19 protein-coding genes are annotated in these 22,738 nt (G+C 72.2%); 15 read left to right on the top strand and 4 right to left on the bottom strand.

Going from position 1 to position 22,738, the window contains the following annotated elements; translation table 11 throughout:
* Positions 1 to 52 precede the first annotated feature (52 nt).
* Together dinB and BM362_RS16285 are read left to right on the top strand one after the other, a co-directional pair.
* On the top strand, positions 53 to 1,270 hold the full coding sequence (gene dinB, locus BM362_RS16280) for a DNA polymerase IV (RefSeq protein WP_067590930.1): 1,218 nt from the start codon (positions 53 to 55) through the stop codon (positions 1,268 to 1,270).
* A 959-nt stretch (positions 1,271 to 2,229) separates the two neighbouring features.
* A complete protein-coding gene (locus BM362_RS16285; protein ID WP_067590857.1) occupies positions 2,230 to 2,634 on the top strand; it encodes a DUF3040 domain-containing protein in 405 nt (134 codons plus the stop codon).
* Positions 2,635 to 3,256: 622 nt separating this feature from the next.
* Here the strand turns inward: BM362_RS16285 and BM362_RS16290 are convergent.
* Entirely contained in the window at positions 3,257 to 3,910 is a 654-nt protein-coding gene (locus tag BM362_RS16290; RefSeq protein ID WP_067590860.1) for a TetR/AcrR family transcriptional regulator, read from the bottom strand.
* Between the two features lie 128 nt (positions 3,911 to 4,038).
* On the opposite strand from BM362_RS16290, the gene BM362_RS16295 reads away from it, so the two are divergent.
* Together BM362_RS16295 and BM362_RS49945 are read left to right on the top strand one after the other, a co-directional pair.
* A complete protein-coding gene (locus BM362_RS16295; RefSeq protein WP_093573684.1) occupies positions 4,039 to 4,992 on the top strand; it encodes an alpha/beta hydrolase in 954 nt (317 codons plus the stop codon).
* A gap of 135 nt (positions 4,993 to 5,127) precedes the next feature.
* Positions 5,128 to 5,253, top strand: a complete 126-nt coding sequence (locus tag BM362_RS49945; protein WP_255366208.1) for a hypothetical protein — start codon at positions 5,128 to 5,130, stop codon at positions 5,251 to 5,253.
* A gap of 394 nt (positions 5,254 to 5,647) precedes the next feature.
* On the opposite strand, the gene BM362_RS16300 is transcribed toward BM362_RS49945, so the two are convergent.
* From BM362_RS16300 to BM362_RS16310, 3 genes are all read right to left on the bottom strand, one after another.
* Positions 5,648 to 8,212: a transglutaminase TgpA family protein gene (locus BM362_RS16300; protein ID WP_093573685.1), complete on the bottom strand. Its 2,565-nt coding sequence runs from the start codon at positions 8,210 to 8,212 to the stop codon at positions 5,648 to 5,650.
* A gap of 76 nt (positions 8,213 to 8,288) precedes the next feature.
* Positions 8,289 to 9,560, bottom strand: a complete 1,272-nt coding sequence (locus BM362_RS16305) for a DUF58 domain-containing protein (RefSeq protein WP_067581300.1) — start codon at positions 9,558 to 9,560, stop codon at positions 8,289 to 8,291.
* Positions 9,561 to 9,592: 32 nt separating this feature from the next.
* A complete protein-coding gene (locus BM362_RS16310) occupies positions 9,593 to 10,657 on the bottom strand; it encodes an AAA family ATPase (RefSeq protein ID WP_208865221.1) in 1,065 nt (354 codons plus the stop codon).
* Between the two features lie 264 nt (positions 10,658 to 10,921).
* Between BM362_RS16310 and BM362_RS16315 the strand changes: the two genes are divergently transcribed.
* The 11 genes from BM362_RS16315 to mraY all read left to right on the top strand — a co-directional run bounded on the left by BM362_RS16315 (position 10,922) and on the right by mraY (position 22,735).
* Entirely contained in the window at positions 10,922 to 11,287 is a 366-nt protein-coding gene (locus BM362_RS16315) for a hypothetical protein (RefSeq protein ID WP_067582245.1), read from the top strand.
* Positions 11,280 to 11,825, top strand: coding sequence for a DUF3558 family protein (locus BM362_RS16320; protein WP_093573686.1), 546 nt, complete (start codon positions 11,280 to 11,282; stop codon positions 11,823 to 11,825). Before BM362_RS16315 ends, BM362_RS16320 begins: the two co-directional genes overlap by 8 nt.
* Before the next feature lie 24 nt (positions 11,826 to 11,849).
* Complete coding sequence (locus BM362_RS16325; protein WP_067581304.1) at positions 11,850 to 12,431, top strand: PPE domain-containing protein; 582 nt, start codon at positions 11,850 to 11,852, stop codon at positions 12,429 to 12,431.
* Entirely contained in the window at positions 12,428 to 13,141 is a 714-nt protein-coding gene (locus BM362_RS16330; RefSeq protein ID WP_093573687.1) for an ESX secretion-associated protein EspG, read from the top strand. Before BM362_RS16325 ends, BM362_RS16330 begins: the two co-directional genes overlap by 4 nt.
* An 865-nt stretch (positions 13,142 to 14,006) precedes the next feature.
* Positions 14,007 to 14,438 (top strand): division/cell wall cluster transcriptional repressor MraZ, encoded by a 432-nt coding sequence (gene mraZ / locus BM362_RS16335; RefSeq protein WP_009080393.1) that lies wholly within the window; start codon positions 14,007 to 14,009, stop codon positions 14,436 to 14,438.
* Between the two features lie 191 nt (positions 14,439 to 14,629).
* Positions 14,630 to 15,586: a 16S rRNA (cytosine(1402)-N(4))-methyltransferase RsmH gene (gene rsmH, locus BM362_RS16340; RefSeq protein ID WP_093573688.1), complete on the top strand. Its 957-nt coding sequence runs from the start codon at positions 14,630 to 14,632 to the stop codon at positions 15,584 to 15,586.
* Positions 15,583 to 16,242, top strand: a complete 660-nt coding sequence (gene ftsL, locus BM362_RS16345; RefSeq protein WP_067581309.1) for a cell division protein FtsL — start codon at positions 15,583 to 15,585, stop codon at positions 16,240 to 16,242. Before rsmH ends, ftsL begins: the two co-directional genes overlap by 4 nt.
* Complete coding sequence (locus tag BM362_RS16350) at positions 16,242 to 18,158, top strand: peptidoglycan D,D-transpeptidase FtsI family protein (protein ID WP_093573689.1); 1,917 nt, start codon at positions 16,242 to 16,244, stop codon at positions 18,156 to 18,158. Before ftsL ends, BM362_RS16350 begins: the two co-directional genes overlap by 1 nt.
* A gap of 436 nt (positions 18,159 to 18,594) precedes the next feature.
* Complete coding sequence (locus tag BM362_RS16355) at positions 18,595 to 20,154, top strand: UDP-N-acetylmuramoyl-L-alanyl-D-glutamate--2,6-diaminopimelate ligase (protein WP_093573865.1); 1,560 nt, start codon at positions 18,595 to 18,597, stop codon at positions 20,152 to 20,154.
* On the top strand, positions 20,151 to 21,656 hold the full coding sequence (locus BM362_RS16360; RefSeq protein ID WP_093573690.1) for a UDP-N-acetylmuramoyl-tripeptide--D-alanyl-D-alanine ligase: 1,506 nt from the start codon (positions 20,151 to 20,153) through the stop codon (positions 21,654 to 21,656). The genes BM362_RS16355 and BM362_RS16360 overlap by 4 nt, the downstream gene beginning before the upstream one ends.
* Complete coding sequence (gene mraY, locus BM362_RS16365) at positions 21,653 to 22,735, top strand: phospho-N-acetylmuramoyl-pentapeptide-transferase (protein WP_067581314.1); 1,083 nt, start codon at positions 21,653 to 21,655, stop codon at positions 22,733 to 22,735. The genes BM362_RS16360 and mraY overlap by 4 nt, the downstream gene beginning before the upstream one ends.
* Positions 22,736 to 22,738 lie beyond the last annotated feature (3 nt).

Below are 22,738 nucleotides of genomic sequence, written 5' to 3' on the forward strand. Positions count from 1 at the left end.
GCGGCGGGTAGCGTCCGGAGGCGTGGGGAGAAACGCCGAACTGCCGAGCGGGATGGCCCGCTACCGCGTCACCACGGGCGCGACCGAGCTGCCGGACGACACCGGCTGCTCGATTCTTCACGTGGACATGGACGCCTTCTTCGTCTCGTGCGAACTGCGCACGCGGCCGGAGCTGGCGAGCCAGCCGGTCGTCGTGTCCGGCGGCGGCCCGCGCTCGGTCGTCGCCGCGGCGAGCTATCCGGCGCGGCGCTTCGGCGTGCGCTCGGCGATGCCGTTCGCCACGGCCAAACGGCTCTGCCCGCACCTGGTCTGCATCCAGCCGACGCCCGGGCTGTACGGCGAGGTGTCACGCGGAGTCATGGGGATTTTCCGGCAGTTGACGCCGCTGGTCGAGCCGCTGAGCCTGGACGAGGCGTTCCTGGACGTCGGAGGCGCCCTGCGGCGGCTGGGGACCACTCCGGGCGCGCTGGGCGCGCGGATTCGGGAACGAGTGGCGGCCGAGCACGGGATCACGTGCTCGGTGGGCGTCGCGAAGGTCAAATTCGTAGCGAAACTGGCCTCGGGGATGGCCAAACCGGACGGGATGGTGATCGTCCCCGCGGCCGAAACGCTGGAGTTCCTGCACCCGCTGCCGGTATCGGCGCTGTGGGGAGTCGGAAAGCGCACGGAGGAACAGCTGCGGCAACACGGCTGGCACACGATCGCGGACATCGCCGCCACCCCGCCCGCCCGGCTGCGGCGCGCGGCGGGCCGGGCCGTCGGGGATCACCTGTGGGCGTTGGCGAACGGCCATGACGACCGGGCCGTGGAACCGGAGTCGGCGGAGAAGTCGATCGGGGCCGAGCACACCTTCGACGTCGACGTCTTCAATCGGGCCGAGCTGGGTTTGGAGCTGTTGCGGCTGTCCGAACGGGTCGGGGCGACGCTCCGGTCGCGCGGACTGCGCGGGAGGACGGTGTCGATCAAGGTGCGGTTCGGCGATTTCCGCACGATCACCCGAGCGCGCACCGTGCTCTCGGCGACCGACGTGGCCCGCGACATCCACCGCACGGCGGTCGAGCTTCTGGCCGAGCACGCGCCGACGGGAGCGGTCCGGCTCATCGGGGTGCGGGTGGAAGGCCTCGACACCGGCGACGAGGGGGAGCAGTTGTCGTTCACGAACGACGAGCCGCGCTGGCGGGACGCCGAGGTGGCGGCGGACGTGGCTCGCCTGAAGTTCGGCTCGGCGGCGATCCGGCCCGCTTCGCTGCTTTCTCCCCGGGAGGAGTGAGGCAGGGGCGTGGGGTGTGGCCCGGTCTGGCGGAGTGGGGCGGGGGCGGAGTGGGGTGTGGCCCGGTCTGGCGGAGTGCGGCGGGGGCGGGAATTGGGGCGTGCCCGGTCGAGACGAGTGGGGCGGGGACGGAGTGGGGTGTGGCCGGTCGGGCGGAGTGCGGCGGGGGCGGGAGTGGGGGCGTGCCCGGTCGAGACGAGGGAGGCGGGGACGGGGTGGGGTGTGCCGGTCGGGCGGAGTGCGGCGGGGGCGGGAGTGGGGGCGTGCCCGGTCGGAAGGAGCGAAGCGGGAGCGGGGTGTGCCCGGTCGGGACGAGCGAGCCCCGGCACCTCAAGCGTCGAAGTCCACCGTCGCGCACTCGGAAGCCGGATGCGGCGGGCAAGCCGGTGCAAACCTCCGCCTCGGCGGGTCCGTGGGCGATCCTTCGCGGGTAATTCCCCGAAATGACTGCCTGGTCGGCAACCGCCCTCCGGCGCGGGGGCCGAGCGGTCTCCGAAAATCGGGGTCGGCGGTCGCGCTGAGTTAGCGCGCGGCGGGCTGAGTTAGCGCGCGGCGGGCTGTTCGCACGGTGAGGGATTGCCGGTCCCGGCAATGGGCAAGTGAAAAGTCGCGGACGGTATCGATCGGCGGAAGATCCCGCCGAAGGGGACGTCGGCGCGCCAGGCGGTCGGCCCGAAGACAGTTTCTCTCCGTGACGAGGGACCCCGGACGGGGGAGGCCGACGGGGTCGCGGAGGGGCCTGAACTGCGCCGAAGGGGGTGACTTCCGTCGCGGTGACGCACTGTCAACCCGCGTTGGGCGGGATTTCCCCCGATTCGATCATTTCCGGATCGGGGATCGGGTAGTCGGACGAGCGCGGGGCTCGTATCCTGGACAGTGCCACCCCGCCTGGGGTTGGCTGTTGGGTCCAGGACGTTGCGCGGCCCGGCGCCCGCGACAGCTGTGCCGGAGGAGGAAAGATGCCACTCTCCGAGCATGAGCAGCGGCTGCTCGACCAGATCGAGCGCGAGCTCTATGCCGAGGACCCCAAGTTCGCATCCACGGTGCGTGGCACCCGGTTGCGCCGACCCGCGCGCCGTCGGCGCATCCAGGGGATCGCCCTGTTCGTGGTGGGCGTTGCCCTGCTGGTGCTCGGTGTGGTGATCCCGGTGTTGCGGGTCGCCGACATCCCGGTGGTCAGCGTGCTCGGGTTCCTCGTGATGTTCTTCGGGGTCATGATGGCCGTGACGTCGCTGCACCACAGCGACGCGGGCGGCAAGGACAGCCATGACGACGGAGGCGGCGGGGGGAAGCCGTCCGGCCGCAAAAGCTCCTTCACCCAGCGCATGGAGGAACGTTTCCGTCAGCGCTTCGAAGGCCAATAGCACGACGGCGAATCCGCGCTTCTCCCCTCGGGGCGGAGCGCGGATTCTCTGCGCGGGCGCGGGCTGCACCGTTGAGCGGGGCACGGGTGCGCCCGGCGCCGCGAACGTGCGCGCAAGGCGCGTGCTTGGTCTGCGCCAGCTTCGGTCCGGTGCACTTCCGGTTCGGAATGCGCGGCCAGGAAACTTGGTGCGCGGCGTCGACGGGTGATTGCCGACGATGCTCAGCGCGGCGCTGGATCCGGCCTGCCGCGGGAACGGCTCTGCGGAAGGCTGCCGGCCGTGCCGGTCCGGACGGAAGCCCGAGCTGAGCCTGGCCTGCCCGCTGCGGCGACCTTGCCTTGCGCGGCCGCGTTGCCGGTTCGGACCCGGCACGCTGGGGTGGTGCAGACCGGGCGGGAGTGTCGCTGTGGCTGGCCGGTGGCGTGCCGGTTGGGCTTGAGGCGTCAAGTCCGGACGGGCCGGTCGCCCAAGGCAGGGCGGCGCCGAGCCGGGTGCGTCTTGAAACGCCGGGGCTGCTCGGGCTTTCCGGCGCCGCAGCTTGCGGGCGGTCGGGCCGGATCGGTCTGAACGACCGCTGTTCCGGTGCCGCAGCCGCGGCGCATGGTGCTGATGATCCGGCGTATCAGGGGATCTCGGCCTCGATCTGAGCAAGGTGCGCGGCAAGGATTTCTTCGAACGCGGCGCGCCGGTCTGCCCCGAGGGGGCGGATGTCGCGGGCGAAGCTCGACAGGGCGGGGAAGCGTTCGGGATCGGCGCCGAGCACCGCGACGCGGAACTGCTCCAGTCCCTGTTCGTACTCCTCGGCGGTGATGGTGCTGATGCCTGCCTCGGAGGCGATCAGTGCGGCGAGGAGGAGCACGACGCGGTGGTATCGCACCGGGACCTGCTCGTCGGGCAGGCCGGACGCGCGCAGGGCCTGCAGCAGTTCTTCCATGACCAGCCGGGATCCGGTGCCGCCGGACGCGTAGCGGCCCCACACCGTCGCGAGCTGAGGCTGCTCGCCGAAGGCTTCGTGCAGGCGCAGGCCCAGTGCGGTGATGCGCCGCTTCCAATCGCCTTCAGCGCGGTAGTCGTCCATGGCGGCCAGCAGGATCCGGTCGGCGACGGCGCGCAGCAGTTCGGTCTTGTTGCGGAAGTGCCGGTAGAGGCTCGAGGGGTCGGTCCCGAGCGCCGCGGCGAGCTTGCGCACGCTGAACGACTCGGCGTCGCTCGTGCGCAGCAGATCCGCCGCCGTATCCAGGATCTCCTCGGTCGACCATCGCCTGCGGCCCGTCATCTCGCCCCTTTCGCCCGCCCCAGCATAACCTGTGCACTTGTCGATGCACACACCGTGTGCATAATGAGGACAAAGCGCTGGGCGAGAACCGAGACGCACTCGGCGCATCGACTGGGGAAGAAGGAAACATGAGTGAGCTAGCTGCCGTGACACGACCGCCGGAGCCGGACTTCGCGGCGATCACGACCGAGGAACTGCTCGTTTACCGAGACGCGGAGAACCGCTTCCGGGCCTCGGGCGCGGCGCGGGCCATCCTCGGAGAGCCGGACCCAGCCGCCGCGATCGAGTGGCGGAAGATCGCGCTGCCCGGCCGCGACCTGCCCGTCCGGGTCTGCCGGCCGGCGCGGGCTGGAGACGAAGCCGGAACCGGCCTGCCGCTGGTGGTCCACGTTCACGGAGGCGGCTTCGTGGGCACGGCGGCGCAGTGCGACTGGACCAACAGTCACGTCGCCGCGCGCCTGCCCGCCGTCGTCGTCTCCGTCGAGCACCGCCTCCTCGCCCCGGGCAGCTCGCTCGCGGACGCCGCTGACGACGGCTGGGATGTGCTCCGGCACGTGCTGCGGCAGGGCGCGCAGTGGGGCGTCGACCCGGCGCGCGTGGCCGTGTTCGGGGAGAGCTGCGGAGCGCTGATCAGCGCTCTGGCGGCCGTCCGCGCCAGGGACGCCGGTCTGGAACTCAAGGCGCAGGTGCTGGTCAACCCCGTAGCCGACGTGACCGAGACGATGTTCGACTGTCCCTCCATCGCCGAATACGCATACAGCCCGTCCCGGGCCTTGCCGCTGCTGCGACTCTTCCAGCGGCTCGCCGTCCCGCTGGGAGCCGACGCCGGCGCCGTCTCGCCGCTGTACGCCGACGACCTGAGCGGGCTCGCCCCGGCGCTGGTGGTGGTGCCGACCCAAGACGCGGTCGCCGACCACGGGCGCTGCTACGCCGAGCGGCTCCGCGAGGCAGGAACCTCGGTGCGGCTCACCGAGTACCCGGGCGCGAAGCACGCGTTCCTGACCCTGCCCGGAGTGGAACCACAGGCCGAGGCCGCCCAGACAGAGATCCTCGCGTTCCTCCGCGCGGCCCTGGCGACGTGAGGGAGGAGCACGTGCACCGCATTCCCGGCCCAGCTGCACGACAACCCGGCCGTCGCGCTGACCGGCCAATAGCAGCAGTGACGAGAGAAGATCCTGACGACACAACCATTCCAGGCACGAGGGCCGCTCGCAGCGATGTGCGCGGGCTTTGCTCTCGCCATCCTCGCGACGATCGCCGCCCACGTCGGCCGCGGCAGCACTGATCTGCTGGCCGAGCACATCCGAGCCGGCGGCCCCGCCTCGGACTGGCCGGACCGCTGATCAAGGACACCTCCGGCGTGACCGGAACCGGCTTCGGCCGGGGCGGTTCCCTGCCTGACCGGCGTTCTCGCGGTCGCCTTGCGGCAGAGCAGAAGGCGAACGACGTGACGACGGAACGCGACCCGCGCGAGCCACGACTACTGCGCACCGCGGAGGACGACACAACGCAGCGAATCGGCATCGCCGGCGCGGGCGAGGTCGGCGAGGCCATAGTCGAGGGTATGCGCGGCGAAGGCGGTGCGCCCCGGAGGTCTTCCTTTCTCCGGGGCGCCCGCGTCGGCGCCGAACTGCCTGAGCGCTTCTCGAGCGTCCAGATGTGCGCTGGCGATCAGGAGGTGGTGGACAGCGGAACGGGGGACTATCGCCGGGCGTCCGCGTCAACCGAATCTGAAGCTCACCGCCGTCGGCGCAGGACCGACCTCGGGAACAACCGTCCCCGCATCGACAGCGGTGCGGTGCGGCGCAGGCTGTCCCGCAGCTGCCCGAAAGCGGGCTCCAGCGTCGGGTCCGGGGTTGTCTCGTCGCTGTACCAGCTGCGTTCCACCGCGCCCAGCACGGTGCGCAACGCCTCCCTGCCCGAGTCGTCCAGACGGTGGCGTTCGGCGATCTTTCCGCCGGCCACCCGGACCGTGTCGCTGTCGGAGATCGGCAGGTCGCGGTCCGCGCACTCGGCTTTCAGCTCGCGCCAGGCCGCGTCGGCGGCGCCGGGGGAGTGTGTCGCGATCGTCTGGAGGCGGCGGCGGCGCATCAGGTCCCGGATCGCGGCGGGGCCACCGGTTGCCGCGAGCACCAGGACGACGAACGCGGCGAGCCACCACGACACCATTCCGGCCAGCAAACCGAGAGCGGCTACCAGCAGGACGGCTCCGGTCAGGGGCAGCCACAGCGCTGCCAGGCGTAGCCGGGTCGGGGCGGTGACTGGGTTTCTGACCAGGACATCGCCGTCGGGGGTGGATCCAGGCGGGACGCCGGACGGGGGCAGATCCGCGGCGGGCGGCGGGCGGCGGCGCAAGAAGTACGACGTCGCGACGGCCGCGGCGCCGAGGACGGCCAGCGTCAGAGCCAGCCAGGTCAGCCAGCTGTCGTCGGGAGTCGTGTCCACGGGGGCGGCGGGGGTGGCCTGGTCGTGGTTCTTGTCCGCCGACGCGCCGGTGGACGGGGCGGCGGAGCGCGAGGCCGTCGGGAGGTCGTCGGTGGCGTTGGGCTGCTGCGGGTTCTGGGTGTTCTGCTGGAGATACGGCGGGACGATGCCGCGGCCGTCGGCGAGCGGGGTCGGGTCGAAGCTGACCCAGCCCTTGTCGCCGAAGTACGCCTCGACCCACGCGTGCGCGTCCTGCGAGCTGATCGACTGGTAGTCGCCCTTGGAAACGCCGGGAGTGAAGCCGATCGCGACGCGCGCGGGGATGTGCGCGACCCGCAGCATCACCGCCATCGCCGACGCGTATTGCTCGCAGTAGCCCCGTTTTCCCTTGAGGATGAAGTCGGCGAGAGCGTCGGCGTCGGTGGCGTCCGCGGTCTTCGTGTCGTACACGAAACCGTTCTGCGCGCTGAAGTACTGCCACAGCGCGGTGGCCCGGTCGAAGTTGTTGGTCTTGCCCGCGGTGAGCTGGTCGGTCAGCGCCGTGACCCGCTTGTCGACCTGGCTGATCCGGGTGTAGAGACCGGGCACCTCGTCGGATTTCGGTGCGGTGTCCCGCAATTCCGCGGCCGTCGGCTCTTTCAGCGACGCGGTTTCCACGTAGGGCGGCGCGGGCTCGCTGCTCGTGGTGAACACCGAACCGCTGACCCGGTCGTACAGCCACTGCGGCGGCACGCCCCGGAGCGCGCGCGGGGCGCCGTAGACCGGCAGCCAGTTGTCGACCCAGCGCGTCGGCTGGATCTGGATCTGCCGGGACACTCCGGTGCCGTCGTCCCCGGGCGCGGCGGGGAGCGTGCTGTTCGCGAGCACGCCGGTCTGCGCCTGGCCGCCGGCGCGCAGGCCCCAGCCCTTGTTCGGGGTGTAGGTGTCCAAGGTGAACGCGCGCATCAGCCGCCGGTCCGGGCCGAGGCCGCGGACCTGGAACAGCTCGGTGTTCTGACCCTGGTCGAGCAGCCCGCGCAGCTGGGTGAACGGCGCGATGCCGAACCCGCCGGTCCCGTCTCCGTCACCGCCGGGACCCGAGCCGAACGGGATCTTCCCGACCGTCCCGACCATGGTGATCCCGCCGCCCAGCAGGCCGAGCACGATCGCCGAGCTGACCACCGCCACCGGGGCCTGCGCGAGCCGCAGCGTGCCGCCGGAGCCGGGCGCGTCGCGGTTGCGCCAGCGACGGTGCCGGTGGTTGCCGTCGAGGGCGAGCAGGCACGCGAAGGCTCCCGCGCCGAGCACGAACGTCCACCACGGCATCAGGTCGTCCGACAGCGCCGCGGGCACCGCGTACACGCAGAGCAGCACGAGCCCGGTCGCCGCAGGTGCTGCCGCGGCCACGGCGAGCGTGTCGACCAGCACTGCGACCAGGCCGACCGCGATCGTCACCAGGCACAGGATCGGCTGCGTGCTGTCGACCGGCGGGAGGCCGATCCGGATCTGGTCGGCCGCCGCGGTGAGCGTGGCCTGGAGTTCGCCGAAGGCGGTGGGGCCGGGGAAGATCGTGAGCACGCCTTGGGTCGTGAACGCCCCGGTGATGAGGAACAGCAGCACGAGCAGCTGCCCGAACCCGGCGACGACGGTCGGCGCGCGCAGCGATCGCAGCGCCAGCCCGGTGCCCGCGACCAGCACGACGGCCACGAAGACGTACCCGAACCAGGCCCAGCCGGAGACGACGCTGGTCAGCGACGTGGCCGCGCACAGCGTCGCGAGCCCGGCGGCGATCGGCGGCAGGACGCTGCTCCGCCACGCGGGCGGGGGATCGGTCGGCTGCGGCGTCGGGGTGTGCGGGATCGGCGGGGAGGTGGACGGGCGGGGGGAGGCGGTGGTCATCGGGTCTCCCCGCGTGCTCGTGCGCGGCAATCCCGGTGAGAACCGTGATTGCCGCGCACGACGGTCGTCGTCAGCTTCATCGCGTACCGCCGATCACCGTCGACCGGTGGGTGCCCGCGCGGCACAGCAGCCCCCACACCTCGGGCATCGGCGTCCGCGGACCGGCCACCACGACGCCCCAGCCCGCGCCGCGCAGCAGCTCCGCCGACTCCTCCGTCGCCGCGGCCAGGTGGTCCGGCGAGGCCGAACCCGCCCAGCTCGGCGTGTCCAGCAGAACGGCGAGGCTGCGGACCCCGCGAGCCCGGTACCGCGTCAGCTCGTGCACCGATTCCGCGCTCACCGTGCCCAGGATCGCGATCAGTTCCTGCCCTTCGGCCGGGTCGTGGCCGAGCGTCACGTCTCGCTGGTGCGCGGGCTGGAGCGCGGCCAGCGCGTCGAGCACCAGGTTGTCGTAGCCTTCCCCGCCGTCGGCGGGAGAGTCGGCCAGCGAGATGCCGTGTTCGGTCACCAGCCGGACCCGGTGGCCGGTCCGCCGCAGGTGCAGCGACACCGAAGCGGCGAACGACACCGCCCACTCCAGACTCGCCGACGGGCCGCTCCCGTGGTGCGCGGCCGCGCGGTGGTCCAGCAATACTGTCGTGCCGCCGCGCCAGGGGCGTTCCTCGATGCGGACCATGATCTCGTCGCGGCGCGCGGTCGAACGCCAGTGGACCTTCCGCATGTCGTCGCCGGTGCGGTAGTGCCGCACGATTACGTCCGGCTCGCCCTGCCCGGAATGCAGCCGGACGCTTCCGTCGTCTCCCGCCCCGGCCCCGGCACCGCCGGGCAGCCCCCACAGCGGCACCGTGCGCGGCACGACGACCAGCCGCGAATGGCCGATCAGCTCCCGTTCGAATTCGCACAGCCCGAACGGGTCGGTGATCGTCGCGCGCAGCGGGCCGACCTGCTGGATCCCGCGCATGGCCGGGCGCAGCGGGTACCGCAGCAGCACGCGCCGGTCGTGCGGCAGCCGTTCGACCACGAACCGCGGGCGGGTGCCCAGCGCGTACGGCACGCCGTCCTCCAGCAGCACCTCGCCGCCGGGCAGCCGCCCGCTGCGCCACAGCTCCAGGTCGACCTCGCCGGCCGCGCCCGCCGCGACCCGGTCCGGGCGCAGGGAGCGCGCCGCGCCGAGCCGCAGCCGGGTCGCCGAAATGTAGACGGCGACCAGCAGCGGCAGGGCGACGACGAACACCGCGACCCGGAGCAGGTCGCGTTCGTTGAGCACCAGCGAGCACACCGCGGCCGCGATCCCGGCGGCGAGGAGGCAGCGGCCTCGGGTGGTGAGGCCGGAAAGCGCGCGCAGCATGCGGATTCCCTACTCGGGTAGCGGGACGCGCCTCAGCGGGCCGAGCCCTGGGGGACGGGGACGCGGTGCAGCACCGCGCGGACCACGTCGGTCGCCGAACGGCGGGCGGCGTGCGCCTCGGTGGTGAGCACCAGCCGGTGCGCCAGCACGGGGACCGCGACCGTGTGCAGGTCGTCGGGCACCACGTAGTCGCGCCCGGACAGCGCGGCCTGCGCGCGGGCGGCCCGGACCAGGTGCAGCGTCGCGCGCGGCGAAGCGCCGAGCCGGATCTCCGGCACCTGCCGGGTCGCCGACACGACGTCGACGGCGTACCGGCGGACCTCCGGCGCGATGTGCACGCCGCGGACGGTTTCGATCAGCCGCTGCATCGTCTCGCCGTCGGACACCGGAGTCAGGTCCGCGAGCGGGTTGTGCCCGGAATGCTCGTCGACCATGGCCAGTTCGGCCTGCTGGTCGGGGTAGCCGATGGACACCCGCGCGGTGAACCGGTCGCGCTGGGCCTCGGGCAGCGCGTAGGTGCCCTCCATCTCGATCGGGTTCTGCGTCGCGATGACCATGAACGGCGCGCCGAGGGAGTAGGTGCTCGTGTCGACCGTGACCTGGTGCTCCTCCATGCACTCCAGCAGCGCGGACTGCGTCTTCGGCGAGGCCCGGTTGATCTCGTCGCCGACCACGATGTTCGCGAACACCGGGCCGGGCCGGAACTCGAACTCGCCGGTCTGCCGGTTGTAGATGGAAACGCCGGTGACGTCGCTGGGCAGCAGGTCGGGCGTGAACTGGACGCGGCTGACAGTGCAGTCGATCGAGCGCGCGAGCGCCTTCGCGAGCGAGGTCTTGCCGACGCCCGGCACGTCCTCGACGAGCAGGTGCCCCTCGGCGAGGAGGGTCACCAGCGCGATCCGGATGACGTCCGGCTTGCCGACGAGGACGCGTTCCACGTTCGCGGCGATCCGGCGCGCGGCGTCGTGCAGTTCGCCGAGCCCGGCCGCCGGGACCTGCGCCAGCCCGTCCGCGGACTCGACCGCCGGGTACGGCGGCTGCCCGGACCCGGCGCCGTGACCTCCGGCGGGGGAAGCGGACTGGATTCTCGACGTCACTCGACCTCCTGGTGGCGCAATAGCTGGACGGGAACCGGCGGGGATGCGCGCCTGTCCAGCGTTCTCCCCAGTGTGTCAAACCCGGGAGAACCGGGCGGCGGAACCCCGAGATCGTTTCATGGTGACGCCCAGCCACCTCGGTACTCCTTCTTACGGGTGATTATGAGGCATTTTCAGGTGATCCCGCTGACCGTGTGCACTGTCGTATGCTCCGAAACGAAGTCGCCCGACCACGGTTCGACGTCGGAAGAGGTGCATCCGCGCATGAGCGAGGCCGAGGCGGAACGGAAAGCCGGGCTCCCGGGACTGTCCGGCGGCCGGTTCGCGGTCACGCCCGAACTGGCGACCGCGACGTACGCGAAGCTCGGCGAACTGCAGGACGTCGTCGGCGAGATGGTCCGCGAGGCCGCGGTGCTCGGCCGGTCGGTGCCGCTCGGCGGCGGGTACGCCGGCGAGGTCGGCGCGTTCATGGCGAAATACGGCCTCGGCCGCGACGGCTCGGCGGTCGACCAGCTCACCGCGTTCGGGAAAGAAATCGCCGGGCTGAAGAAACGCATCGGCGGCGCGCTGGAGAAGTACCGCGACCAGGACGGCGAAGCCGCCGAAGGCGTGGACTGCACCGGTGGCTGACCGTTCCGCGGCGCGCGCCGCGCTCCTTTTTCTCCCGCTCGCCGGGCTCACGGTGCTCGTTTCGTGCGGCCGGATGCCCGGCATCTCACACGCCGCGCCCGCCGACGGAGGCCCGCCCGCGCCCGCGCCGCCGTCCTCCTCCGCTCCTTCGCTGGCCAAGCTCGATCCGTGCACGCTGCTTTCGCCGCAGGACCGGTCGTCGGCCGGGCTCCCCGGGCAGGGCAAGCCGAAGACGATCGGCGAGGCGCGTGCCTGCGACTGGACGGTGCCCTCGACCTTCGGCGTCACCGTCACTCTCGACGAGACCAACGGACTGGCCAACCTCGACCTCTCCGGCGGCAAGCGCACCAAGAAGGACGTCGGCTCGCACCAGGCGGTGCAGGTGTCCGGCCGCCGCGGCACCTGCGCGGTGCTGCTCGACGTCGGCGGCGCGCGGAGCGTGCAGGTCGACGTGAACAACGCGAACTTCGCCGACTCGGACCTCGCCTGCTCGCGGGCGGGCGACGTGGCCGGGCTGGTCGAGCCGAAGCTGCCGTGAACCCCCCGTGCGAGGAGGAAAGTCGTGACCGACACCCCGGCTGAGTCCCCGGTCCCCGAGCCGACGGCCCGGTACGAAGCGTTCAGCCACGCGGCGCTGGCCGCGCAGGCGGTCAACGGCAACGACCCGGCCGCCGCCGGCGAGTCGGGCACGCGGTGGGCCGGGCTGTCGCAACGGCTTGAGGACTCGATCGGCGGGCTGGTCGCGCTGTCCGCGGGCAGCGAGGAAACCTGGCAGGGCGACGCCGGCGACGCGATGCGGAAAGTGCTCGGCACAGCGTCCGGCTGGCTGGCCGAAACCTCCGTGGTGTCGGCGAAAGTCGGGGAAGCCGTGCAGGGGCAGGCCGAGGTCGCCGCCCGGGCGCGCGCGGACATGCCCGCGCCGGTGGACTTCGACCCGGCGGCGATGATCCGCTCCGCCGCGGCGAGCGGGGACCTGGTGCGGCTGGCCGGGCTGTCGTCCGCCATGGACGAGCGGCGCGCCGAAGCCGAGGCCGCCCGGCAGAAGGCGATCGACGTCCTGCGCACCCGGGACACGGCGTTGCGCGGGCTGCTTCCCGAAGGCGAGTTCCCCGCGGTCCCGCCGCTCGGCGCGGGGCCGGCTTGATCAGCCTGTCGGCGTCCGCGTTCGACATCGTCTGGGCCGACCTCGGCCTCGACGCCCCGCCCGCGCCGCTGGCGGTGCGCAGCGTGGGGGAGACCGACGCCGACCGCTCCGCGATCCGCACGGAGGTCTACCGGAACCTCGGCGAGCGCGGCCTCTTCGACGGCCGTCTCGACGCCGCACTGGAGAACAGCCTCCGCGTGCTGGCGTCCGCGGAACGGTATGTGGAGTGCGAGGCGCTCGCGGACATGACCGCGGACGAACCGTTCCGCGCGGTCGCCGCGATCCGCGGCCGCAACGCGGTGCTGGCCGTGCAGCCGGCGCGGACGATCGGCGTGCGCGGCATCGGGGAAAGCGAACTGGCCTCGGCGATCGTCGACGTGCTGCCGGAACTGTCGGCCGGACCCGGCTACGGCGTCCGGCTGCCCGCGGCGGGGAAACCGCCCGGCGGCGCACAGGGTGAGGAACTGCGGGCGATCCGGTCCCGGCCGGTGTACGCGGCGGGCCAGTTCACCGTCCACGTCCGCGACCGGGCGGGCAAACTGGCCAGGACCGGCGGGCTGACCTGGTTCGACACGGACGCCGGGGCCTATTCGGCGGTGTCCTCGCCGGGTCGCGGCGGGCAGGAATGGGTGACGGTGTCCCCTGTGGACAGTGCACGGCTGGCCGAGCGGGTCATGGAGCTGGCACCGCGCCGACCCGATGGGTCGTGAGCGGCGATGCCGGTTCTGACCGGCACCGCCGCTCACGACGTCGGTTACGGGGGCCGCTGATCACCGTTGACCGGCGTGCGCCCGCGCGACAGCGGTCCTCGCTCGGCCCGCCGCGGTTGTCTCGGCACCGTCGCGCCGGGTTCCGTCCGGCTGGCCGCGGCCAGTTCCCCACGCCGCCCCACCGGACTCGGCCCGCCTGCTCCCCTTGCTTCCACCGCGTGACCAGGCTGCGCTGCCCCGCCCAGCCCCACCGCGCATCTCCCGGGGGTGGCGCCGACTCCCGCCACGCCCTTTCCAGACGCCACTGCGGCTCCCCGCCACCCCGCCGGGCCCCGCTGCGCTGCCCCGTCCTGCTCCACCGCGCATCTCCCGGGGGTGGCACCGACTCCCACCACGCCCCCGCTGCGGCTCCCCGCACTGCTCCACCGTGGCGCCTCCCGAGAGTGGCGCCGACTCCCGCCACGCCCCCTCCGGGCCCCGCCGCGGCTCTCCGCAACGTCGCCCCGCCGGGCCCCGCCGCGGCTCCCCACCCTGCTCCACCCGCGGTCCCCACCAGCCCCCCACCGGTTCCCCCACCGACCCCCACCACTGGTCCCCACGCTGCCGAAAGGCGGACGTTTCAGGCCTTCCGAGGTTGCGGGAGACCCCGGTGCGGGGGATCTTCGCCACGGTCCCCCCACCGCGCCCCCACCTGGACCCACCTCCGTGACCTGCGCAAACGCGCCACCCGACGGAGTGGCGCGGCCGCGAGACGCGTTGACTGTGGTGAAAAGTGGGGTACGGTGGTGCCCAGTGGGGCGGAAGGGAGCCCCCGAGCCGGAACCGGGCGGGGAGCCAACCGGATCCGGTAGGGAGGTGGAGGCCGGTGTTCCTCGGCACCCACACCCCGAAGCTGGACGACAAAGGGCGGCTCACACTGCCCGCGAAGTTCCGCGAAGCCTTGGCAGGCGGGCTGATGGTCACCAAGGGGCAGGACCACTGTCTCTTCGTCTTCCCCCGTGCCGAGTTCGAGCAGATGGCCAGGAAGGTCGCCGAAGCCCCGTTCACGAACGAGGCGGTGCGGGCCTACCAGCGCTACCTGTTCGCCGGGACGGACGAGCAACGTCCGGACGGGCAAGGGCGCGTCGCCATCGCGCCGGAGCTGCGCCGGTACGCGGGGCTCAACAAGGAGTGCGTGGTGATCGGCGCGATCACCCGGCTCGAGATCTGGGACGCCCAGGCGTGGCAGGGCTACCTGGACGAACACGAGGACAGCTACGCACAGGCTCGGGAGGAAGTTCTGCCGGGCGTCTTCTAGGAGACGCCCTGAGCGCACCTGTGTCGTCGGGGGACGCGGGTACGCCGTTCGACGCGGATGCCGTGAGGCCTCTGTCCGCTCTTTGACCCTGGCGCACCTTCCCCGGTGCCAGGTCAGCAAGCGGGCGGGCAGGGACCTGACGGCATCCGCCGCATCTTCCCCGGAACACACGCGGCAGAAAGGGGGAAGACATGGCGGGCGAAGCCGAGCACGTTCCGGTGCTGCTGGACCGCATCGTCGAGCTGTTCGCCCCCGCGCTGGCCGATCGCGACGCCGTGCTGGTCGACGCGACCGTCGGCCTCGGCGGCCATTCCGACGCGCTGCTGGCCGTGTTCCCCCGGCTCCGGCTGATCGGCCTCGACCGCGATCCCGCCGCGCTTGAGCGCTCCGCGGAGCGGCTCGCGCGGCACGGCGACCGCGTCGACCTGGTCCACACTGTCTACGACGGACTTCCCGAAGCGGTGTCCGGGCTGGGACTGTCCTCAGTGGAGGGCATCCTGTTCGACCTCGGCGTCTCGTCGATGCAGCTCGACCGCGCCGAACGCGGATTCGCCTATGCGCGGGACGCGCCGCTGGACATGCGGATGGACCCGACCACCGGGTTCACCGCGGCCGACGTGCTCAACACTTACGCGCCCGGCGAGCTGATCCGGATCCTGCGCGACTACGGCGAGGAACGCTTCGCGCAGCGGATCGTCCGCGCCGTGGTGGCGGAACGGGAGAAAGAGCCGTTCACCCGCAGCGGCAGGCTGGTCGAACTGCTCTACTCCGCGGTTCCGGCGGCGAGCAGGCGCACCGGCGGGCATCCGGCGAAGCGCACCTTCCAGGCGCTGCGGATCGAGGTCAACGGCGAGCTGGAAGTGCTGCGCCGGGCGATGCCCGCGGCGCTGGGCACGCTGGCGATGGACGGCCGGATCGTCGTCGAGTCCTATCAGTCCCTTGAGGACCGGCTGGTCAAGCAGGCACTCGCGGAACTGGCGAAATCCCGGACGCCGGAAGGGCTTCCGGTCGAACTGCCCGGGCACGGGCCGGAATTGAAGCTCCTCACCCGGGGAGCGGAGAAAGCCGGCGAGAGCGAGATCGAGCACAACCCGCGGGCCGCTTCGGTGCGGTTGCGCGCAGCACAACGGATCGGAGAGCCGCGATGACCGCACCCACGAAGTCCCGCCGCTCGTCGTCGACCGCTGCGGAGCGGGCACCGCGGAACACCGTCACCGAGGCCGACGCTCCGGCTCGGCGGCGCACGACGGCGGCCGAGCGCGCGTACGCCCGGCGGGCGCAGCGGGCCGACCTGCTGCGGCAGCGCGCGCCGAAAAAGCCGGTCGCGGAACCGGAAACCGTCGAAACGAAGACCGTGCGCACACGGCTCAAGCTGCGCTGGCCGCAATCGCGCGCGTCGTTCGTGCTCGTGATGATGGGGCTGCTGGCGGTCGGCGTCGCCGCGACGCTGTGGTTCACCACGCAGGCGATCGCCGATTCGTACCGGCTCGAAAAGCTGCGCACGGACAGCGCTTCGCTGATGGAGACGAAGGACCGGCTGGAGCGCGAGGTCGCGAAGGCCCAGTCCCCGGCGTCTCTCGCGCCCGCGGCCAAACAGCTGGGCATGGTGCCCGGCGGCGACCCGGCGCGCATCGTCGTCGGCAAGGACGGCAAGACGACCGTCGTCGGCGAACCGAAGAAGGCCGAGGCACCGCAGGACGACGCGGCCGCCCCGCCGTCGACCCCCGTCGCGCCGCCCGCGGAAGGCGGCATCGAAGGCGATCTGCCGGGCACCACGCCGGGCCTCGCCGGGGGAGGCCAGTGATGGCGGCGGGCGGCAGCAGCCGTTCCCGGGCGGCGGGCAGCGCGCGGCGGACTTACGCCGCGGGCACCCGCCGCGCGGTCGCGAAACGGGGCAACGGCGGACAGCGCAGCCGGTTCTCCGCGGTGCGCATCATGCTCGTCGTGCTGATGGTGGTGGCGGGCGCGAAACTGGTGCAGGTGCAGTGGTTCGAGGCCCCCGCGCTGTCGGCGGCGGCCGAACGGCAGCGCACCCTCACCATCGACATCCCGGCGCAGCGCGGATCCATTGTGGACCGCAATGGGGCGAAACTGGCGTTCAGCGTGGAAACCCGCACGCTGTCGGTGAACCTGCGGGCGCTGCACAAGTCGATGGACGAGTACGCGAAGAAGTACCCGGACAAGGGCCGCAACTTCGAAACCGAGGTGTCGGGAGCGGCGAAGCTGATCGCGCAGAAGCTCCCGCACCTGACGACGGAGGCCGAACAGCTGGCGCTGCTGCACAAACAGCAGTCCTTCACCTACCTTGTCGACAACGTCGAACCTTCGGTGGCCGACCAGATCGTCAAGAAGTACGCGTGGATCAGCGTGGAGAAGCGCGCCAAGCGCGAATACCCGGGCGACACGCTCGCGTCGAACATCGTCGGCATGGCGAACTGGCGGATGGAAGACGCCGACGTGTCGAAGCACAACCTGCACGGCGTGATCGGGCTGGAGAAATCGCGCGACGCGGACCTGGCCGGCACGCCCGGCCGCGAGATCGTGAACACCCAGAACGGCAACGACAATCTGTACCTGCCGGGCACCGAGCACGTGCTGAACGCCGCCGTCCCGGGCTCTGACCTCGAACTGACGATAGATTCCGACCTGCAGTTCGAGCTGCAGCGCCAGCTGAGCGACTACGTCGCGAAGGCGGGAGCCAAGGGCGGACAGGCGGTCATCATGGACGCGAAGACGTCCGAGGTGTACGCGCTGGCCGACGCGAGCACGTTCAACCCGAACGACCCGTCCACCATCAAGGACGACCTGCTCAACAACCGCCCGATCACCACGCCGTACGAGCCGGGTTCGGTGAACAAGGTGGTCACCGCGACCGCGGCGATCGACGACAAGATCGCCACGCCGACCTCGACGCTGGAGGTGCCGGGCTCGATCAAGATCGCCGACCGGACGGTGCACGACGCGTGGGTGCACGGCACGCAGACGTTCACCACCACCGGCGTCTTCGCGAAGTCCTCCAACGTCGGCACGCTGGAACTCGCGCAGCAGGTCGGCCCGGACCGGTATCTCGCGCTGCTGAAGAAATTCGGCATCGGGCAGAAGACCGGCATCGGCCTTCCCGGCGAAAGCTCCGGATACGTGCCGCCGCGCAAAGACTGGTCGGCGTCCACGTTCGGCAACCTGCCGATCGGGCAGGGCCTTTCGATGACCGTGGTGCAGATGGCCGGGATGTACCAGGCGATCGCGAACGACGGCCTGCGCGTCGAACCGCGGATCGTGAAGGCGAAGAAGAACCCGGACGGCACGGTCACGCCGGAAGCGCCGCCGAAGACCGAGCGCGTGGTGAGCCCGGAAACCGCGAAAACGGTGCGGGACATGCTGCGCGCGGTGGTGCAGAACGCGAAGAGCCCGAACGCGGGCACCGCGCCGTCGGCCGGGCTGGAGGGCTACCAGATCTCCGGCAAGACCGGCACCGGCCAGCAGATCGACCCGCGCACCAAGGCCTACAGCTCGAGCCTGGCGAACATCACCTTCGCCGGGATCCTGCCCGCCGACCACCCTCGGTTCGTCGTCGGCATCCGCCTCGACGCGCCGGACAGCACGCCCGCCGGGCATTCTGCGGGGCCGCTGTTCCACTCGATCGCGTCGTACCTGTCGCAGCGGTACCAGATTCCGCTGTCCGACGGTCCGTCGCCGGTGGTGCCGCTCGTCGTGGGCTGACCCGCCCGCTCTCCTGAACCGCCGGTCCGTGAGGGCCCCGCGTCGGGGGCGTTGCCAGCGGCACGCGGAGTTCCGTCGAAGGCCGCGGTGCGGCTTGGGCGGCGCACCGAATGCGGTGTTGGGCGTGCTCAACGCAACCAATGCGGCCTGGGGTGCGTTCGATGCGGCCAGCGCGGCGCTGGGGCCGCGCGAGGCGGCGGACGCGGCACCGGGAGCGGGCCGCGCGTGCGGGCGGCGCGGGCGATCGTCCACACGGGCCGGTGCATCGCGAGGGAAAGGGTTGCGCCGCAACGATCTTGACCGCTCCGCTTACCACACCCGCGGCGGGGGCGCGCGTTCGCCGTACCGCGTTGGGTCACCCGGATCCGGCCTCGGTAACCTCTCCGGCGTGTCCGTGTCCTCGTCCCAGCCCCGAAGCGGGCCCGCTGCCGCGTCGCTGCCGGACAGCCCGGTCAAGGCAGCCGCCGCCCCGCCCCGCCCGGCCCGGATCGACCCGGTCCCGCTGGCCACTCTGCTCGCCCGTGCGGGAGCCCGGCTCATCGCCGACCGTCCCGAGGCCGCCGACTTCACCGTCACCGGCACCACGCTGCGTGCGCAGCACGTGCTCCCCGGTGACCTGTTCGCCGGCCTCCCCGGAGCCCGCGCGCACGGAGCCGACTTCAGCGACCAGGCCCTCGCCGCCGGCGCCGCGGCCGTCCTGACCGACCCGAGCGGAGCCGACCGGCCCGCGCTGCGCGACGCGCCGGTGCCGGTCCTCGTGCACCCGGACCCGCGCGCCGCGCTCGGCGAGATCGCCGCGTGGATCTACGGCGAGCCGTCGCTGAGCCTGTCCGTCCTCGGCGTCACCGGCACCTCCGGCAAGACCACCACCTCCTATCTGGTCGACTCGGGCCTGCGCGCCGCCGGGCGCACCACCGGTCTGATCGGCACGGTCGAGACCCGCATCGCGGGCGAGCGCCTCGTCAGCGGGTTCACCACGCCGGAGGCTCCGGACCTGCAGGCGCTGCTCGCGGTGATGCTGGAACGCGGCGTCACGCACGTGCCGATGGAGGTGTCCAGCCACGCGCTGGCGCTCGGCCGGGTCAACGGCACCCGGTTCGCGGTGGGCGCGTTCACGAACCTGTCGCAGGACCACCTCGATTTCCACAAGGACATGGAGGAGTACTTCGCCGCCAAGTCCCTGCTGTTCGACGGCCGGTCGACCACCGAGGTCGTCGTGGCCGACAGCGCGTGGGGGCAGGCGCTGCTCACGCCGCAGACGGTGACCGTCTCGATCGAGGCCGGGGCCGACGCGCTGTGGCGGGCCGCCGACATCGAGGCGACCCCCGCGGGGGAGCAGACCTTCACGCTGCTCGGGCCGGACGGGCTCAGCCTCGCCGCGAAGATCCCGCTGCCGGGCACGTTCAACGTCGCCAACGCGGTGCTCGCCGCGGCGATCCTGGACAGCGCGGGCATCGACGCCGGCGACATCGTCGCGGGGCTCGCCGCGGTGGAGGTGCCCGGCCGGATGGAGCGGGTGTACCTCGGCCAGGAGTTCACCGCGGTGGTCGACTACGCGCACAAGCCGGCCGCGGTGGCGCAGGGCCTGGACGCCCTGCGCGCCCGCACCGACGGCCGCGTCATCACCGTGCTCGGCTGCGGCGGCGACCGCGACACCGCGAAGCGCCCGATGATGGGCGAGGCCGCGGTGCGCCGCAGCGATCTCCTGATCGTCACCGACGACAATCCGCGTTCGGAGGACCCGGCCGCGATCCGCGCCGCGATGATGGCCGGGGCCCGCGCGGTCGGGCCCGCGGCGGGCGGCGAGGTGGTGGAGATCGGCGACCGGCGCGAGGCGATCGCGTCCGCGGTGTCGCTCGCCCGGCCGGGGGACATCGTCCTGATCGCAGGCAAGGGCCACGAGACCGGCCAGGAGGTCCAGGGTGTGGTGCACCCGTTCTCCGACCGGGACGAACTGGAGGCCGCCATCCGCAAGCGTCTCGAGGTGACCGCGTGATCGAGCTGAGCCTGGCCGAGATCGCCGACGTCGTCGGCGGCAGGCTGCACCGCACCGACGGATCCGCCGTCGTGACCGGCAGCGTCGAATTCGACACCCGCGAGCTCGGCCAGGGCGGGCTGTTCCTCGCGCTGCCCGGCGAACGCGTCGACGGGCACGATTTCGCCGCGAAGGCGGTCGAGGCCGGCGCGATCGGCGTGCTGGCCGCGCGGGAGGTCGACGCCCCGGCGATCGTCGTGCCGCCGCTGCCGCCGGGACAGGGCAACGCCGGGTCGGTAGCGCTGACCGGCGACACCGACGGCTCCGGAGCCGCCGTGCTCGCCGCGCTGGCCAAGCTCGCCCGGCACGTCGTCGAGCGGCTGGCGGCGGGCGGGCTGACCGTCATCGGCGTCACCGGCTCGTCCGGCAAGACCTCGACCAAGGACGTCATCGCGCAGCTGGTCGAGCCGATGGGCCCGACGGTCGCGCCGCCCGGGTCGTTCAACAGCGAGCTGGGCCATCCGTGGACCGCGCTGCGCGCCGACGCGTCGACCAGGTTCCTCGTGCTGGAGATGTCCGCGCGCGGGGCCGGGCACATCGCCGCGGCCGCCGAGACGACGCCGCCGCGGATCGGCGCGGTGCTCAACGTGGGCAGCGCGCACGTCGGCGAGTTCGGCTCGCGCGAGGGCATCGCGAAGGCCAAGGGCGAGCTGGTCGAGGCGCTGCCGGAAGACGGCCTGGCGGTGCTGAACCTCGACGATCCGCTGGTCGCCGCCATGGCGAGCCGCACGAAGGCCCGTGTCGTGGGGGTGGGGGAGTCGGCCGGGGCGCAGGTCAGGGCCGTCGACATCACGGTCGACGACGAGGCCCGCCCGTCCTTCCGGCTGAGCACGCCCGAGGGCGAGGCCCAGGTGACGCTGCCGCTGCACGGCGAGCACCACGTCGGCAACGCGCTGTCGGCCGCTGCCGTCGCGCGCGAACTGGGCGCGACCACCGGGGACATCGCGCAGCGGCTGTCGTCGCTGCAGCGGCGCTCGGAGCGCCGGATGGACGTCACGACCCGCGCGGACGGCGTCACGATCCTCAACGACTCGTACAACGCCAACCCGGAGTCGGTCCGGGCCGGGCTGAAGGCGCTGGCGTCGATGAGCCGCTCCGGCCGCCGCGCCTGGGCGGTGCTCGGCGTGATGGGCGAGCTGGGCGAGGACTCGGTGACCGCGCACGACTCGATCGGCCGGCTCGTGGTCCGGCTCAACATCGAGAAGCTCGTCGTGGTCGGCCAGGACGCGGCCGCCATGCACCAGGGCGCGCTGCAGGAGGGTTCCTGGGGCGAGGAGTCGGTGCTGGTACCCGATGTCGAGGCCGCGGTCGCCGTGCTGCATGATCAGCTCCGTTCCGGGGACGTGGTGCTGGTCAAGGCGTCCAAGGCCGCCGGTCTCTGGCGGGTGGCCGAAGCGCTGCTGGCCGATCCCGGGAACTCCCCCTCCTCGTCTTCCGAACGCTCGAACGGTGGTCACGCGTGATCAACATCATGATCGCGGCCGCGGCGGGTCTGCTGGTCTCGATCCTGCTCACGCCCTACCTCATCCGGGTCTTCTCGCGACAGGGCTTCGGCCAGGAGATCCGCGAGGAAGGCCCGCAGGGGCACAAGTCGAAGCGCGGCACCCCGACCATGGGCGGCGTCGCGATCATCATCGCGATGGTCGTCGGCTATTTCGTCGCGCACCTGATCACCTGGATCAGCAACTCGCGCTCGGCCGCGCCCTCGGCGTCGGGCCTGCTGGTGCTGATGCTCGCGGTCGGGCTCGGCGTGGTCGGCTTCCTCGACGACTTCATCAAGATCCGCAAGCAGCGCAACCTCGGGCTGAACAAGACCGCGAAGCTGGTCGGCCAGCTGGTGGTCACCATCCTGTTCGCGGTGCTGTCGCTGCAGTTCAAGGACGCGCAGGGGCTCACCCCGGCCTCGCAGAGCCTGTCCTACGTCCGCGACCTGGCGCTGATCACCTTCCCGTCGGTCGTGTTCGTGATCTTCTGCTACATCGTCATCTCCGGCTGGTCGAACGCGGTGAACTTCACCGACGGCCTGGACGGCCTGGCGGGCGGCGCGGCGGCGATGGTGCTCGCGACGTACGTGGTCATCTCGTTCTGGCAGGCCCGGCTTTCCTGCTCCACCCAGCCGCTCCCGGCCTGCTACGACGTGCGCGACCCGCTCGACCTCGCGGTCGTCGCGGCCGCGGCCACCGGGGCCTGCATCGGGTTCCTGTGGTGGAACGCCGCCCCGGCGAAGATCTTCATGGGCGACACCGGGTCGCTCGCCCTCGGCGGCCTCGTCGCCGGGCTGTCCATGACCACCCGCACCGAACTGCTCGCCATCGTCATCGGCGGCCTGTTCATGGTCGAGATGATCTCGGTGGTCACCCAGATCGCGGTCTTCCGCACGACGCGGCGGCGGCTGTTCCGGATGGCGCCCTTCCACCACCACTTCGAGCTGGCCGGGTGGGCGGAAACCACGGTGATCATCCGGTTCTGGCTGCTCTCGGCGATCTGCTGCATGTTCGGGCTCGGGCTGTTCTACAGCGAGCAGCTGAACTTCGGAGGCTGAGCC

It is taken from the genome of Amycolatopsis rubida (assembly GCF_900115345.1).
GTDB classification, from domain to species: domain Bacteria; phylum Actinomycetota; class Actinomycetes; order Mycobacteriales; family Pseudonocardiaceae; genus Amycolatopsis; species Amycolatopsis rubida.